General features: G+C 67.2%; 15 protein-coding genes. 8 read left to right on the forward strand and 7 right to left on the reverse strand.

Translation table 11 applies throughout. The features are described from left to right. Positions 1-83: 83 nt before the first annotated feature. From GCU42_RS00545 to GCU42_RS00555, 3 genes are all read right to left on the reverse strand, one after another. Positions 84-2,897: a TonB-dependent receptor gene (locus GCU42_RS00545; protein WP_246165636.1), complete on the reverse strand. Its 2,814-nt coding sequence runs from the start codon at positions 2,895-2,897 to the stop codon at positions 84-86. Positions 2,898-3,095: 198 nt separating this feature from the next. Beyond that, the gene (locus tag GCU42_RS00550) at positions 3,096-3,755 is read right to left on the reverse strand and encodes a queuosine precursor transporter (protein WP_114228328.1); all 660 of its coding nucleotides are present in this window, start codon (positions 3,753-3,755) and stop codon (positions 3,096-3,098) included. Positions 3,756-3,804: 49 nt separating this feature from the next. Then, positions 3,805-4,743 carry a cation diffusion facilitator family transporter gene (locus GCU42_RS00555; protein WP_114228327.1) on the reverse strand — a complete coding sequence of 313 codons (939 nt, stop codon included), beginning with the start codon at positions 4,741-4,743 and terminating at the stop codon, positions 3,805-3,807. Positions 4,744-4,872: 129 nt separating this feature from the next. On the opposite strand from GCU42_RS00555, the gene GCU42_RS00560 reads away from it, so the two are divergent. The 6 genes from GCU42_RS00560 to GCU42_RS00585 all read left to right on the forward strand — a co-directional run bounded on the left by GCU42_RS00560 (position 4,873) and on the right by GCU42_RS00585 (position 9,812). Then, positions 4,873-5,244, forward strand: a complete 372-nt coding sequence (locus tag GCU42_RS00560) for a PilZ domain-containing protein (RefSeq protein WP_114228326.1) — start codon at positions 4,873-4,875, stop codon at positions 5,242-5,244. A gap of 157 nt (positions 5,245-5,401) precedes the next feature. Continuing rightward, entirely contained in the window at positions 5,402-5,692 is a 291-nt protein-coding gene (locus tag GCU42_RS14910) for a hypothetical protein (protein WP_162789286.1), read from the forward strand. Positions 5,693-5,826: 134 nt separating this feature from the next. Then, on the forward strand, positions 5,827-6,813 hold the full coding sequence (locus tag GCU42_RS00570; RefSeq protein WP_114228325.1) for an adenosine kinase: 987 nt from the start codon (positions 5,827-5,829) through the stop codon (positions 6,811-6,813). After that, positions 6,810-7,382 (forward strand): LOG family protein, encoded by a 573-nt coding sequence (locus GCU42_RS00575; protein ID WP_240309509.1) that lies wholly within the window; start codon positions 6,810-6,812, stop codon positions 7,380-7,382. The genes GCU42_RS00570 and GCU42_RS00575 overlap by 4 nt, the downstream gene beginning before the upstream one ends. Positions 7,383-7,406: 24 nt before the next feature. Further along, positions 7,407-8,693 carry a NupC/NupG family nucleoside CNT transporter gene (locus GCU42_RS00580; RefSeq protein WP_114228324.1) on the forward strand — a complete coding sequence of 429 codons (1,287 nt, stop codon included), beginning with the start codon at positions 7,407-7,409 and terminating at the stop codon, positions 8,691-8,693. Positions 8,694-8,864: 171 nt separating this feature from the next. Continuing rightward, positions 8,865-9,812, forward strand: a complete 948-nt coding sequence (locus tag GCU42_RS00585) for an isopenicillin N synthase family dioxygenase (RefSeq protein ID WP_114228323.1) — start codon at positions 8,865-8,867, stop codon at positions 9,810-9,812. Between the two features lie 3 nt (positions 9,813-9,815). Here GCU42_RS00585 and GCU42_RS00590 read toward each other — a convergent pair whose 3' ends face one another. Further along, positions 9,816-11,252 carry an MFS transporter gene (locus GCU42_RS00590; protein WP_205214996.1) on the reverse strand — a complete coding sequence of 479 codons (1,437 nt, stop codon included), beginning with the start codon at positions 11,250-11,252 and terminating at the stop codon, positions 9,816-9,818. 202 nt (positions 11,253-11,454) lie between these two features. Here GCU42_RS00590 and GCU42_RS00595 point away from each other — a divergent pair, with 202 nt between their 5' ends. Together GCU42_RS00595 and GCU42_RS00600 are read left to right on the forward strand one after the other, a co-directional pair. Next, positions 11,455-12,117, forward strand: coding sequence for a DUF6975 family protein (locus GCU42_RS00595; protein ID WP_114228412.1), 663 nt, complete (start codon positions 11,455-11,457; stop codon positions 12,115-12,117). A gap of 30 nt (positions 12,118-12,147) precedes the next feature. Further along, positions 12,148-12,990 (forward strand): AAA family ATPase, encoded by an 843-nt coding sequence (locus GCU42_RS00600; RefSeq protein ID WP_114228322.1) that lies wholly within the window; start codon positions 12,148-12,150, stop codon positions 12,988-12,990. Between the two features lie 3 nt (positions 12,991-12,993). Here the strand turns inward: GCU42_RS00600 and GCU42_RS00605 are convergent, their stop codons facing one another. The 3 genes from GCU42_RS00605 to GCU42_RS00615 are packed head-to-tail and all read right to left on the reverse strand — an operon-like array spanning position 12,994 to position 14,641. Next, positions 12,994-13,338: a VOC family protein gene (locus GCU42_RS00605; protein ID WP_114228321.1), complete on the reverse strand. Its 345-nt coding sequence runs from the start codon at positions 13,336-13,338 to the stop codon at positions 12,994-12,996. Between the two features lie 5 nt (positions 13,339-13,343). After that, entirely contained in the window at positions 13,344-14,012 is a 669-nt protein-coding gene (gene lexA, locus GCU42_RS00610; protein WP_114228320.1) for a transcriptional repressor LexA, read from the reverse strand. 59 nt (positions 14,013-14,071) lie between these two features. Beyond that, positions 14,072-14,641: an anthranilate synthase component II gene (locus GCU42_RS00615; RefSeq protein WP_114228319.1), complete on the reverse strand. Its 570-nt coding sequence runs from the start codon at positions 14,639-14,641 to the stop codon at positions 14,072-14,074. Between the last annotated feature and the right edge of the window lie 2 nt (positions 14,642-14,643).

Below are 14,643 nucleotides of genomic sequence, written 5' to 3' on the forward strand. Positions count from 1 at the left end.
AGCGGGCGATTGCCACAGCGCAGCGCATAAGAAAAGGGGCGCCGCGGTCACCCGCGACGCCCCCTTCTTTTCTTCGCGGTCGCTTAGAAGCTCAGGCTCAGCGACACCGACGCGGTCCGCGGCGCACCGATCTGCACGAACGGCGGGTTGCCGTAGGTCTGATAGGTCACCGATGGCGTGCCGCGCGACTGGGTCGAGAGGCTCTGCGACAGGCCACCGCCAAACCCGCCGACGTAGAACTGGTCGAACAGGTTGTAGACGTTGAACTGAATGTAGCTGCCCTTGAGCGACGGCGACAGCTGGTCGAGCTTCAGGCGGGCATCCAGGTTGACCAGCCAGTAGGCCGGCGCGGTGGCCCCGAACACCTGCTTGCCGCCGAACACCGTGGTGGTGCCGGTCTGGCCCGGGAGGTCGCCGGCGAACACCGGCAGGTTGTTGTCGAAGATGAACCGCGGACCCGTCCGCTTGGCAGTGACACCGAGCACCAGATTGTCGAGCACGGTGCCCGTCGCCGAGATGCCGTAGCTATACTTGGGCGAACCCGATTCACGCTTGCCGGCGGTGAAGGCGCAGCTGCGCAGGATGTCGATCTGCGCGGCGCCCGCGGGCACGTTGTCGCAGTCGTTGACCTGGTTCACGCCGGTGCCGAAGCGGCCAATCTGGATGTTGTCCTTGATCTTGGACTTGTTCCACGACCCGAAGGCGTAAAGCGTGATGTCAGTGGTCGGCGAGTAAGCGACCGAGCCGTCGACGCCATATTTGGTAACGGTGCCGAGGTTCCGGTAGACGGTCGCGTTCAGCTCGGGATCGTAGGCCGAAGCCAGGCGATTGTTGAACTTGGTGTACCAGCCCGACAGCGACGCCTGGATGGTGCGGCTGCGGAAGCGCGCACCGAAGTCGAAGCTGTTGGTCGTTTCAGGCTTCGGCTTGGCCTGGTCGGTACCCGCCGGGAAGTAGAAGGCGTTGTACAGGTTGTCGGTGCCCGGGACCGAGAGGCCCTTGGCATAGTTGGCGAACAGGCTGGCATTCGGCGTCACATGATAGACGACACCGACGTTCGGGAGCACCTTGTTGTACTTGAGCACGCGGTGGCCCGGAGGCGCCCAACCCGTCACCGCACCGGTGGTGGTGTTGAAGGTGTAGGGGTTGAAGGTTGCTGCCTGATTGGCCGCCGCGGTGTTGCTGCCGAAGCATTCCACGAAGCCCGAGGCGCTCGAGGTGAAGCAATTGTTGGTGAGGTCGCGCTTAAAGAAGGGCGCGCGCACACCGATGTTCACGTTCAGGTTGCGGTCGAAGAAGTAGCCGCGATACTCGCCCGAGATCTGGTTCAGGATCGCATAGGAAACGCGGTCGCGCTTCTGCAGGATCGAACCGGTGGTGTCCTGCTGGCCACCGTTGACCGGGAACACGTCGAGCGGTTCGCCGTCGGGGGCGAGCAGGCCGACTTCGCCGGTCTGGCGATGCTTGGCGTGGTCGAGCGTGTAGTTGATGCGGAACGTGTTGTTGCGGTCGAGGTCCCAGCGCAGGCCGGCGATGACGCCGTAGCGGTGGGTCGTGGTCTGACTCGGCGCCAGCACGGTCACGGTGTCGAGCGTGTCGCCGTCGCCATTGATGTCACGGCCGAAGTACGGCGTGCCGCCCAGATAGCCGGGAACGCAGGTATTGGTGGCGCTGCTCGGGGTGGTGCGGCAGGTCGCGACCGAGGCGGTGCCGCCGGCCGGGTTGATGTCGCGCAGACCCTCGTTGGCGGTGACGGTGCCGCCACCGTTCGCCTTCACATACTGGTAGCTCGGGTCGACCGTCAGGACGATGCCGTCGGCCAGCGTGAACTTCGACTGGCCGCGCAGATTGCCCGTGTTCGACGGGTTGTAACGGCGGTCGAATTCGGTGCCGCAGCTCGCGTAATCGCTGTTCGGATCGGCGGCGCCATTCGGGCCGGTGCTGGTGGCGGGCGTGTCGGCCACGCCGGCACGGCCGACGGCGACGGTGCACGGATAGTTGATGTTGTAATCGCGATCGTCGTTCGACGTCGGATAGCGGTTGTTGGCGTTCGGGCCGACGATGCGCGGCAGGGTGCTGCCGTTGGTCAGCACGCGCGTCATGTCCTGACGCAGCGGCAGCGAACCGAAGAAGTTGTTGCGGTTCTGGTTGTAGTGGCCCGACAGGCTGATGAAGTCGCCGTTGGTGCCGACCGGCTGCCAGATGCGCGCGTTATACTGCTGCTTGTCGATCTTGCCGTAGTTGTTGAACGGGTTGTTGTAGGTCTGCTTCGACGCCGCGATGAAGGCGCGGGTGCCCCACGGGCCGAACTCGCCGCTGTGCAGCACGCCGAAGATGCGACGCATGCGGAAGTCGCCGAGAGTCCCGACGAAGCGCGCGCTCGGATCCTTGGTCGGCAGGATGGTGCGGTAGTTGACGGTGCCGCCGACCGCCGAGGCGGTGGGCGAGTCGACGTCGGTCGAGCCGAGGTTGACGTTCACTTCTTCGATCAGCTCGGGGTCAAGCTGCTGGTTCGAATAGATGGCGTAGTTGCCGCTGTCGTTGAGCGGCAGGCCGTCGAAGGTCAGGCTGATGCGGCTCGAGTCGAAGCCGCGGATGTTGAGCGTGCCGCCCGACGAGCCGTAGGCATCATTGTTCTGGAAGCTGACGCCCGGCACCACGTTGATGGTGTCGAGAATGGTCTGGCCGGGGTTCTGCCGGCTGATGATCTGCTGGGTCAGGACCGACTTTGCCTTGGGCGTGTCGGGCGACTGGACGCCGCCGACCTGCTGCTGGCGCGTCCCGGTCACCACCACGGTATCGCGGGTCTCGGTGTCGACCGTGCCGGTCGACTGGGCGTAGGCCGCGGTCGGTACAAAGGCGACCAGCGCGCAGGAGGTGAGCAGCAGCTTTTTCACGAAGAGCATCCCCGAAGATGAAATGAAACTTGTCTCGCATCAGCGAGTGCAAGGGGGCCGCTAGGGACGCTTTGCGACAATCGGGTGACGGCCCGAAGGGAGCCACCATTATCGCCTGTCGCTGTTGTAATTTGACAACGCCGCCCGGTCGCCCCCCGGCGACTCGTGGGGTCCCTACAGCAGCCGATTATGACTCAATCAAGACTTGGGGGCGTCCAACCGGCGCCCGAGCCACACGAAAAAATAGATGAGTGGCGGAACGAGCACAATCGACAGGGTGACCTTGGCAAGCATCTGGCCGAGCAGCAGCTCGCCGATCGGAAACACGCCATAAAAGGCGATGCCGATGAAGATCAGCGTGTCGACGATCTGGCTGAGCCCCGACGCCACCGCCGAGCGCAGCCACAGCAGCCGCGACCCTTCCTGGCCCTTCAGTTTGGTGAAGATGGTGACGTTGAGCAGGGTCGACAGGCCGTATGCGACGATTCCGCCAAGCCAGATTCGTGGCGTCCCGTTCATCATCGTCTCGAACGCTGACAGCCGCGCCGGATCCATCGCCGGGGCGGCCGGCACGGCGAGCACAAGGATGGTGAGGCCAAGGCTGACCAGCAGCGGGATAAAGCCCCACAGCACCAGCCGGTTGGCGGTCTCGCGCCCGTGCAACTCGGCGATCGACGAGGAGGTCACCACCAGCAGCAGGAAGGCGAAAATGCCCGCCTCCACGGCCAACGGCCCCAGCGCCACCTGCTTGTTGCCGAGCACGCCGGCGATGCACACCATCCCGCCGTAGAAGATCGACAGCAGGAATAGCGAAGGCGTGATGGCGGGGGCCGGGGTGGGGTGGGCGATCGGGTCCATAGGCGCGCGAGGGGTAACGGCTCCGCCGCGTGACGCAAGGGGCGCGGGGTCAGCCGTGGTGGTGATGGTGGCCGCCGGCCGCCGCCGTGCAGCTGGCCACCGGAGCGCGCCCGGCAACCTCGATCTGAATGGTAGTGTGGTGAATGTCGGCGACCGCGGCGAGGCTCTCGCGTGCCGCCTCGAGCAGCCGGTCGCGGTCGGTCGCGGCGCTCACCGCGAGCTGCACGGTCAACGCGGTCTCGGTCGTGCTCAAGGGCCAGATGTGGAGGTGGTCGACTGCCTCGACCCCCGGCAGCGCCGCCAGCGCCCCGCGCACCTTGGCCGGCTCGATCGTCTTGGGAACGCCCGCCATGGTCAGCAGCACCGATTCCTTGAGCAGCCCCCAGGTCCCCCACAGGATCACCGCCGCGACCAGGATCGAGGCGGCGGGATCGATCCATTGCTGCCCGGTGAGCAGGATCAGTAAGCCTGCGACCACCACCGCTGCCGACACCGCCGCGTCGCTCGCCATGTGGAGGTAGGCGCCGCGGATGTTGATGTCGTCGTGGCGGCCGCGTGCGAACAGCCACGCCGTCACCGCGTTGACCGCGATTCCTGCCGCCGCGACCCACATCACCACATCGCCGTTCGAGGCTTCGGGCTCGAACAGCCGGCGCCCGGCCTCGGCGAAGATCGCGCCCACCGCGAGCAACAGCAGCAAGGCGTTGAACAGCGCGGCGAGGATTGACGCCTTCTTGAGGCCGAAACTGTAGCGCTCGGTCGCGCGGCGCTTGGCCAGTACCGACGCTCCCCAGGCGATCAGCAGCCCGAGCACATCGGAGAGGTTGTGCCCGGCGTCGGCCAGCAGCGCCATCGAGTTGGCGACGACGCCGTAGCCCGCCTCGACCACCACGAATCCCAAGTTGAGCAAGGTGCCGACCAGGAACGCCCGGCTGAAGTCGGCCGGAGCGTGATGGTGGTCGTGGTCGTGATGGTGGCCGGCGGACATGGCGCCACTGATAGAGAAGCCTTTCCCCGGCACAACCGCCCGCCGCATTAACCCTTTGTCGTAAAGCCTCGCTAACCCTTGCCGCATACTCGCGGTTGACGGGGGCGCAGTCGCGTCGCGAGGTCAGTCATGAATGCCTTCGGTAAAGCTTCGGGTGGTGGTCGGCGAACCGAAAGCCGGGCCGCCGCACCGCTGATCGTCCTCATCAGCTCACTCAGCCGAACGCTCGAGGCGGTCCTGGTCGACATCTCAGCGACGGGAGCGCGGCTCACCGGCGCTGACCTGCCGCCGGTCGGCGAGGAAATGTGGTTCTCGGTCCTCCGCCTCAAAACCGTCGCGGTGGTCCGCTGGCGCAATGGCACCGAATGCGGCCTCCAATTCTATGAGCCGCTGCCGCAGATCGAGGTGACCGAAATCCGCCGCGCGGTAGCCAAGGGGGCGGGTCTCGATCCGGCCGTTCGCGCCGCGCTCGATGACTGGGTGCTGGGGCTCGCCCGCTAGGTGATTTCGGCGCAAATCGGCTGAAGATGAACGAGGCCCAGCACTTCTCTTAAGAGTTGTTCATGCTTTGCGGTTCGTTGCTGATCCGTGCCTAAATCGGGCGTAGCGAGAGGTGTCCGCCGCCGCCTGCGCGGCGGGTCAGCTCGGGAGAAGATCCATGCGCACCATGTTGCTCGCACTCGCGTCGGTCGGCCTCGTCACGGGAGCGCCTGCGCTCGCCGCGCCGGCCAAGACCACGACCACCACCAAGACGGTCGCGACTCCGGCCAAGACGACGACCACCAAGACGACCGCCACGCGGCCGCTGTCGGGCGCCGCCGCCGCGGCGCACGCCAAGAAGATGGCAGCGACCTCCAGCAAGACGGTCACCACCAAGACCGCGACCGGCAAGACCGTGCGCTACGATTGCAGCAAGGCCGGCAACAAGACCAAGAAGGCCTGCAAGTAAGCGATTGTCTGCGGGCGGCGCGCGAATGCTCGCGCGCCGCCCGCCCTATCTCACGCGCACGCCCTGGCGTTGCGGTGGCTGGCAAGCGGCCATTCCTTGACCCTTTTGTGTCAGCCGCTTAACCGCGCCGGCCAATGCCTTCCCACCGCTTCGACGTGCTCGCCATGGGCGACGCCATCGTTGACGTCATCGCGACCTGCGATGACGACTTCCTGCGCGTCCACGGCCTGCCCAAGGGGCAGATGCAGCTGCTCGAACCGGCCGCCGCCGACGCGCTCTACGCGGCGATGGGCAGCGCGCGGGAGACCAGCGGCGGCTCGGCGGCCAACAGCATGGCCGGGCTCGCCGCGATGGGCGGGCGCGCGGCCTTCGTCGGCCAGGTCGCCGACGACCAGCTCGGGCAGATTTTCGCCCACGACATGCGCGCGCTCGGGGTCGCCTTCGACACCCCGCCGATCGACGTCGGGCTGCCCACCGGGCGCTGCCTGATCCTCGTCACGCCTGACGCGCAACGGACCATGAACACCTGTCCCGGCGCCTCGCACCGGCTGGCGCCCGAGACGCTCGACGAGGAACTGATCCGCAGCGCCGCGGTGCTGATGCTCGAGGGCTATCTGTTCGGACCTGAACTGCCCCGCGCGGCGCAAATGAAGGCGGTCGAGATCGCCCACGCTGCCGGCAATCAGGTCGCCTTCACCTTGTCCGAAAGCGTCTGCCTAGCCGGTCGCAAGGACGGCTTTATGGGACTGATTGAAGGAGGCGGCGTCGACCTCCTGTTCGCAAACGAGGACGAAGTCTGCCAGCTGACCGGCGCCGCTGACCTCGACGGCGCGCTTGCCGCGCTCGGCCGTCATGTCCCGACCCTGTTCGTCACCCGCGGCGCGGCCGGAGCCACCGCGGTCGAGGGGGGCGAGCGGACCGACCACCCGGCCGTCCCGGTTCAGCAACTCGTCGACACCACCGGCGCGGGCGACCTGTTCGCCGCAGGCGTGCTCGCCGCGCGGACCAAAGGCTATGGCATCGACCGCCAGCTGCTGACCGGCGCGATCGCCGCCGCCGAGGTCATCAGCCATTTCGGCGCGCGCCCGCTCGCCGACCTCAAGGAGTTCGTGAAGCTGTGATCCGCAATGTTGCTGTCTACTGCGGTTCGGCGATGGGCGCCGATCCCGCCTTCGCCGAGATGGCCACGGCGTTGGCCGATGAGTTGGTCACTCGTGGGCTCGGCCTCGTCTACGGCGGTGGCCGCCTCGGGCTGATGGGCATCGTCGCCGATCGTGTCCTCGAATTCGGGGGCGAAGTTCACGGCGTGATCCCGCAGGCGCTGGTCGACAAGGAAGTTGCCCATACCGGGCTTACAAGCCTGCACACCGTCGCCGGCATGCACGAGCGCAAGGCCAAGATGACCGAGCTGTGCGACGGCTTCGTCGCCCTGCCCGGCGGCATCGGCACCTTGGACGAGCTGTTCGAGGCGTGGACCTGGAACGCTCTCGGCTATCACGCCAAGCCCTTTTGCCTGCTCGACGTCCACGGCTTCTGGCGCGGACTCGACCTGTTCATGGACCATGTCTCGGACAGCGGCTTCCTGTCCAAGGCCCGGCGCGAGCAATTGCTGTTCGCGCACAGCCCTGCCGAGGCGCTCGACAAGCTGGACGAAAGCGCACGAAACGCTACGCAAGGCATGGTCTGGTAAGAGCCGGGGGAGGGCTCACTCACGATGAATCACCTGTCTGGCCTGCTCGGCGTGGGCGCGATCCTGCTGCTCGCTTTCCTCCTGTCGAGCGACCGGCGCGCGATCCGTCCGCGCGTCGTCGGCGCCGCTTTCGCGCTGCAGGCGGCGATCGCCTTCCTCGTGCTCTACACGCCGTGGGGCCGCGAAGGCATCCTCGGCATGAGCCGCGGGGTGTCCAACCTGCTCGGCTACGCCAACCAGGGCACCGAATTCCTGTTCGGGCCAAGCGCCACCAACCCGCTCGCCAAGACCTTCGCGCTGGGCGCGCTGCCGGTGATCATCTTCTTCGCCGCGCTGGTCTCGATCCTTTACTATCTCGGCATCATGCAGCGGGTGGTGCGCTGGGTCGGCGGGGCGATCGGCTGGATCACCGGCATCGGCCGGGTCGAGGCGCTCGGCTCCGCCGCCAACATCTTCGTCGGCCAGTCCGAAAGTCCGCTGGTGGTGCGGCCTTATCTCGCCGCGCTGCCGCCGGCCAAGATCTTCACCCTGATGACCGTCGGTATGGCGGGCGTCGCGGGAACCATCCTCGCCGCCTACGCCAGCCTGCTTGGGCCGCAATATCTGCCGTTCCTCCTCGCCGCCGCCTTCATGTCGGCGCCCGGCGGCATCCTGATGGCCAAGCTCATCATGCCCGACCCTGTCGAGCCGGTGGCTGCCCCGACCCCCGAGCTCGCGGTCGCCGAGGCTGGCCCGCCGCACGAGACGATCGACATCGCCGAGACGTTCGAGGAGGGCGAGAAGCCCGCCAACATCATCATGGCCGCCGCCCAGGGCGCCCAGACCGGCGTCAAGCTGGCAGTCGCGGTCGGCGCGATGGTGCTCGCCTTCGTCGCGCTGGTCGCGCTCGCCAACGGCCTGCTTGGCGGCATCGGCGGCTGGTTCGGCCATCCCGGCCTCAGCTTCCAGATGCTGGTCGGCTACATCTTCCAGCCCTTCATGTATCTGATCGGCGTGCCGTGGAACGAGGCGGGCGTCGCCGGCGGGCTTTTCGGGACCAAGATCGTCCTCAACGAATTTGTCGCCTTCATCGACCTCGGCAACGCCAGCGGCCCCGCCGCCGTCCTGTCGAGCCGCAGCCGCGCAATCGTCACCTTCGCGCTGTGCGGCTTCGCCAACTTCAGCTCGATCGCCATCCAGATGGCGGTCACCGGCGGGTTGGCGCCCAACCAGCGCCCGGTGATCGCCCGGCTCGGCCTCAAGGCGCTGGCGGCCGGCAGCCTCGCCAACCTGATGAGCGCGGCGCTGGCCGGGATCATGATGCCAAGCTGAGCTGCCGAGCGGAACACCGGCCTAGCGAAGCTAGCCGCGTCCCGCGAAGAGTCAGCGAAAGCCGGCCGACAGGTCGCGCAGCGAGCCTGATCGACGTCACGGGATTACTCCCGTGACGGCTCCCGCCCCAAGTATTTGAAGCTCACGCGGCTTGCGTTTACAGCCGCCTCCATGACCGACACCCTCACCACCGACAACATCGCCTCCGTTTCCTTGAAGGACGCCGCCACCGATCGCGACGCCTTCGCGCAGGCGCTTGGCCGCAGCTTCGAGGAATATGGCTTCGCCGTCCTCGCCGACCACGGCATCCCCGACGAGCTGATCCATCGCGCCGAGGAGAAGGCCAAGGCCTTCTTCGCGCTGCCCGAGGACGTGAAGCGCAAGTATAAGCTCAGCCACGGCGGCGCGCGCGGCTACACGCCGTTCGGGATCGAGACCGCCAAGGGCCAGACCGCGCACGACCTCAAGGAATTCTGGCACGTCGGCCGCGAGCTCGCGCAAGGCCACCAGTTCCGCGAGGTCATGGACGACAATGTCTGGCCGAGCGAGGTCCCGGGCTTCAAGGAAACCTTCCTCGAGCTGTACGACACGTTCGACCGCACCGGCCTGACCGTGCTCGCCGCCATCGCCCGCTATCTCGGCATCGACGAGGATTATTTTCGCGACACGGTACGTGACGGCAATTCGGTCCTCCGCCTGCTTCACTACCCGCCGCAGACCGAGCCGACCGGCGCGCACATCCGTGCCGGCGCACACGAGGACATCAACACCATCACGCTGCTGCTCGGCGCCGAGGAAGCCGGGCTTGAGCTCAAGACCCGCGACGGGCGCTGGATCCCCGTGTCACCCAAGCCGGGTGAGCTGGTCATCAACATCGGCGACATGCTGCAGCGGCTGACCAACGGCAAGCTGCGCTCGACGCCGCACCGGGTGGTCAATCCGTCGCCCGACCGCGCCAGCAACGCGCGCTATTCGATGCCCTTTTTCCTCCACTTCCGCCCCGATTTCACCATCGAGGCGCTGCCCGGCACTGTCCCGGCCGGGAAGGAACCGAAGTGGCCGCCGATCAGCAGCCACGACTACCTCTTGGAGCGGCTGCGCGAGATCAAGCTGGCCTGAGCATCAGGCCGGGCGCGCCGCGATCCGCGCTTCATGCTCGTCGCGTCCGAACGGAAAGCGTAGGTAAGCGGCGGCGGCGAGTACCGCGAGCAGGGCGCCGAGCGCGAGGTAGATCAGCGTCAGCCGGTCGAGCACCGCCACCGGCACCGCGCCGGGATGCGCCTGCTTGGGAAAGCTGGCGGCCGCGAGGATGGCGCCGGCGAGGAAGATGCCCAACCCGCTGGTGCATTTCTGGACGAAGAAGCCGCCGGCGAAAAACAGGCCTTCGTTGCGGCGGCCGGTGGTCGCTTCGCTATCCTCGACCACGTCGGCGAGCATCGCGCTGCCGAGGATGAAGGTCGCGACGCCCGTGCCGGTACTGAGCATGAGCGACAACAGCACCAGCACCAGCGCCGTGCCACTCCCCGCCGCTGGGAACCAGCCAATCAGCCGCAGCAGGTAAGGCACCGCGAACAGGACATAGCTCGCCACGGTCATCATCGCCGCCGCGTGCTTCTTGCCGAGGCGCTGGCTGAGCGGTCGCGCGCTGCCGAAGGCGATCAGCACGCCCCCGAACAGCGCCAGCGCGACGAGCAGGAAGTCGGGCCCGCGGAACAGCCAGACGTAGCTGTAGAAGTAGTTCGACAGCGCGTAGATCAGCCCCTGGTTGGTGTAGGAGCACAGGCCGCCCAGCAGCAGGATCACGAACCCGCGGTTCTTGGCGGTTGCGACGAGTTCGCGGGCCGCCGCGCCGATGCCCGCGTCGACCGCCCCCGCCTGGGGCAGGCGCGGGATTTCGCGGTGCGTGGCGATCGCCGAGACCAAAATGGCGATACCCATCGCTAGCGCCCCGGCCAGCGCATAGCCGTGATAGCCCGGCCGGTAGAGCAGGCCGTTGGCGAAGCCCGGCCGCGGGGCGAGGAACAGGGTGTAGGCCGCCGCCAGCATCAGCAGCCCGCCGGCCCAGCCAAACAGGTAGCGATAGGCCATGATCCGCGTGCGCTCGTCATAATCCGAGCTGAGTTCGGGCGTTAGCGCGACCGAGGGCACCTCATAGCAGCTGACCGCCGCGCGCACCGCGATGGCGGTGACGAACAGCCAGGCGAGCATCCCGCTCTGGCCGAGCGACGCCGGTGGCGACCACAGCAATAGCCAGCCGACCATGATCGGCAGCGCCGCCGCGTACATCCACGGGTGCCGCCGTCCCCAGCGCGAGCGGGTGCGGTCGCTCAGGATGCCGACCATCGGGTCGATGAAAGCGTCGAGCACCAGCGCCGCCATGATGACCAGCCCGACCGACGCCGACGGCATCCCCAACACCTGGTTGTAGAACAACAGCAGGAAGGTCCCGAAGCCATTGTCCTTGACCCCATAGGCGACCGCGCCGAGCCCGTAGGCGAGCAGCACGCCCCGCCCCAACCGGCGGGCGGGGGGCGCTTGCAGGGGGCGGACAGGCTCCATCGGGGCGATGGTGTCGCAAGGTTCGGGAAGTGGCAAGGGGAGGGCCGCTGGCCGTCGCCGCGTCCCACCCCGGCACAGATCGTAACCTCTCCCAACGACTTCTTACCGGGATGGTTACGCCCTCTTTACATCCAGCCACTACCGCTGGCCGCTCACCACGGTGCCGGTTGAGCGTAAGGGGGCAAGAGCGAGCATGGCGGCCATGAGTTTGTTGAAGAACGATCTGGCCTCGACGCCCGCCAACGCCCACGCCGCGCGGCTCGCCGCTGCGGGCAGCGCCGGCCATCCGTTCGCCGCCGAATTGCTCGGCACGCACGTCGACGCGGGGCGTGACCTCGACGATTGCCTCCATCTGCTGGCTTCGATCTACGGCCGTCAGCCGAGCCCGATCGATCTTGCGCTTGTCCGCGCGCCCGCCGGCCCGGTCCACGACTGGCTGAGCGGCGCCGCCAATGCCTTCGAGCGCGAGCGACTGTTCCTGCTGCGGCTGTCGGCCCTGGTCGGCCCGGCGCCCTCGACCCCCGGCAATGCCGAGACCGAAGCCGCGATCCTCGCCCAGCGTCACGCGCTCGAGACCTTGGTCCAGTCCGAGCGGCAGGGTTGCGCGCTTGGCGCCGCGACCGCGCTGGTCGGAGACTGGCGCGCGATCCGCGGGCTGCTCGAGCAGGCCGCGCACCGCGTCGGCTGCGACGTGCCGCCGTGCGGGCTGCCCGGCGATGACAGCATCGCCGACGTGATCGCCGCCGCCGCGACCGCTCCGGGACCCGACCGCGCAATCCGCTTCGGCGCCGAGCAGTTGCTGCTCCAGCATCGCGCGATGTTCGACCTCATGGAAGCGCGGGCCGACGCGCGCGAAGGCTTCTAAAGAGCCGCGCCAACCCCTACGAAGCGGGTCATGCGCTTCGAAGGTACCGCCGACTACGTCGCCACCCCCGACCTCAAGGTCGCCGTCAACGCCGCCGCCTCCCTGCGCCGCCCGTTGCTCGTCAAGGGCGAGCCTGGGACCGGCAAGACCGTGCTCGCGGAAGAGATCGCCAAGGCTTTGGGCGCGCCGCTCATCACCTGGAGCATCAAGTCGAGCACCAAGGCCGCCCAGGGCCTCTACGACTATGACGCGGTGGCGCGGCTACGCGATGGCCAGCTCGGCGACCCGCGGGTTCACGACATCCGCAACTACATCCGGCCCGGCAAATTGTGGGAGGCGTTCACCGCCCCGCAGCTGCCGGTGCTGCTGATCGACGAGATCGACAAGGCCGACATCGAATTCCCCAACGATCTGCTGACCGAACTCGATCGGATGGAGTTCTTCGTCTACGAAACCGGCGAGACGGTGAAGGCGGCCGAGCGCCCGATCGTGGTGATCACCTCGAACAACGAGAAGGAACTGCCCGACGCCTTCTTGCGCCGCTGCTTCTTCCACTACATCGCCTTTCCCGACCGCGCGACGATGGAGAAGATCGTCGAGGTCCACTTCCCCGGCATCCAGAAGATCCTCGTCGGCAAGGCGCTCGAGATTTTCTATGACGTCCGCGACGTTCCCGGAATCAAGAAGAAGCCCTCGACCAGCGAATTGCTCGACTGGCTCAAGCTGCTGCTCCACGAGGACATGCCGCTCGACATCCTTCAGGATCGCGATCCGACCAAGGCCATTCCCCCGCTCCACGGCGCACTGCTCAAGAATGAGCAGGACGTGATGCTGTTCGAGCGCCTTGCCTTCATGGCCCGCCGCAAGGGCTGACCGTCAGCTCGTGCTCCACACGGCAAGTTCGTTGCCGCCGGGATCGATGAAGTGGAATCGCCGGCCGCCGGGGAAGGCGAAAATGGGGCGGGCGATCAGGCCGTTGGCGGCGACCACCGCCTGAAAGGCAGCGTCGAGGTCGGCGACGCGGATCACCGGCAGCGGTGCCGACAGCGCTTCGTGAGGATCGCCCTGCAGGCCGACGTCGGTGGTGCCGTTGCTGGTCGCGCTATAGTCGGGGCCGTAGTCGGCGAACGCCCAGCCGAACGCCTTGGCGTAAAACGCCCGCGTCAGCTCGTGCGCCGTGGCCGACGGCAACTCGACATAGTCGATGCGGGCGTCCTGCATGACGCTCAATAGCGCCGGATGAGGCCGGCCAGCCGGCCCTGGATGCGCACGCGATTCTCTTCGTAGCGCTGCGGCGAATAAGCGCCGTTGGCAGGGTCGAGCCGGACCATCTTACCCTCGCGGCGAAAGGTCTTCAGAGTCGCTTCCTCGCCGTCGATCAGGGCGACCACGATCTCGCCCTCGCGTGCCTGGTCGACCTTGCGGATCAGCGCATAGTCGCCGTCGAGAATGCCTTCCTCGACCATCGAATCGCCCGACACCTCGAGCGCATAATGTTCGCCCGGACCAAGCAGCGCGGCAGGCACCGCGAACTGCTCGGTCCCCTGCAGCGCCTCGATCGGCGTACCGGCGGCGATCCGGCCGTGGAGCGGAATCTCGATCGTGTCGTTGGCGGGCACCCGCACCGGCTTCAATTCGGGCGCCTTGGCAGTGGCAGACGCAGCGGCGGTCGCGCCCGGCTGGTCGGGCATGCGCAGCACCTCGAGCGCGCGGGCGCGGTTGGGCAGGCGGCGGATGAACGCCCGCTCTTCGAGTGCCGAGATCAGCCGATGGACCCCCGACTTGCTCTTGAGCTCGAGCGCCTCGCGCATCTCGTCGAACGAGGGCGAAACCCCGGTCTTGCTGACCCGCTCGTGGATGTACTGCAGTAACTCGCGCTGCTTGACCGTGAGCATGGCCCGGGGGCTCCATCGTGAACAGACGGGGAACGCTTATGGAACGTTTCGGTGGCTTGTCAACCGCACATGGCAACAAATCGGCCGAGCAATGCGTGACCATGCTCGCTGGCAACACTTTCTGGATGAAATTGCACCCCGTGCGTCGGCGCCGACACGTGCGCCACACCCTGGATCACCCCATCGGCCGAATGCGCGGTCTCCCTCAATTCGGCCGGTAAGGCCGCCAGCGCAAGCGAATGATAGCGCGTCACGGTGAGCGGGGAGGGCAGGCCGTCGAATAAGCCGAAGCCGTCGTGCGTGACCGGCCCGGCCTTGCCGTGCACCGGCGCCACTCGGCTGACCGTCGCGCCGCACGCCAGCCCGATCGCCTGCAACCCGAGACACACGCCGAGCAGCGGCACCTGTCGGTCGATGCACGCCCGCGCCAGTGCGACCGAGCAGCCCGCCTCCTCTGGGCGGCCGGGACCGGGACACAGCAGCACCCCGTCGGCCTCACGCGCCAATGCCTCGTCGACGCCGATCCGGTCGCTTTGCACCACCTCGACGGCGGCGCCGAGCGTCAGCAGATAATCGACCAGCGTGAAGCTGAAGCTGTCGTGATTGTCGACGACCAGCAGCCGCGGCAAGT

This window comes from Sphingomonas ginsengisoli An et al. 2013 (assembly GCF_009363895.1).
Taxonomy (GTDB): domain Bacteria; phylum Pseudomonadota; class Alphaproteobacteria; order Sphingomonadales; family Sphingomonadaceae; genus Sphingomicrobium; species Sphingomicrobium ginsengisoli.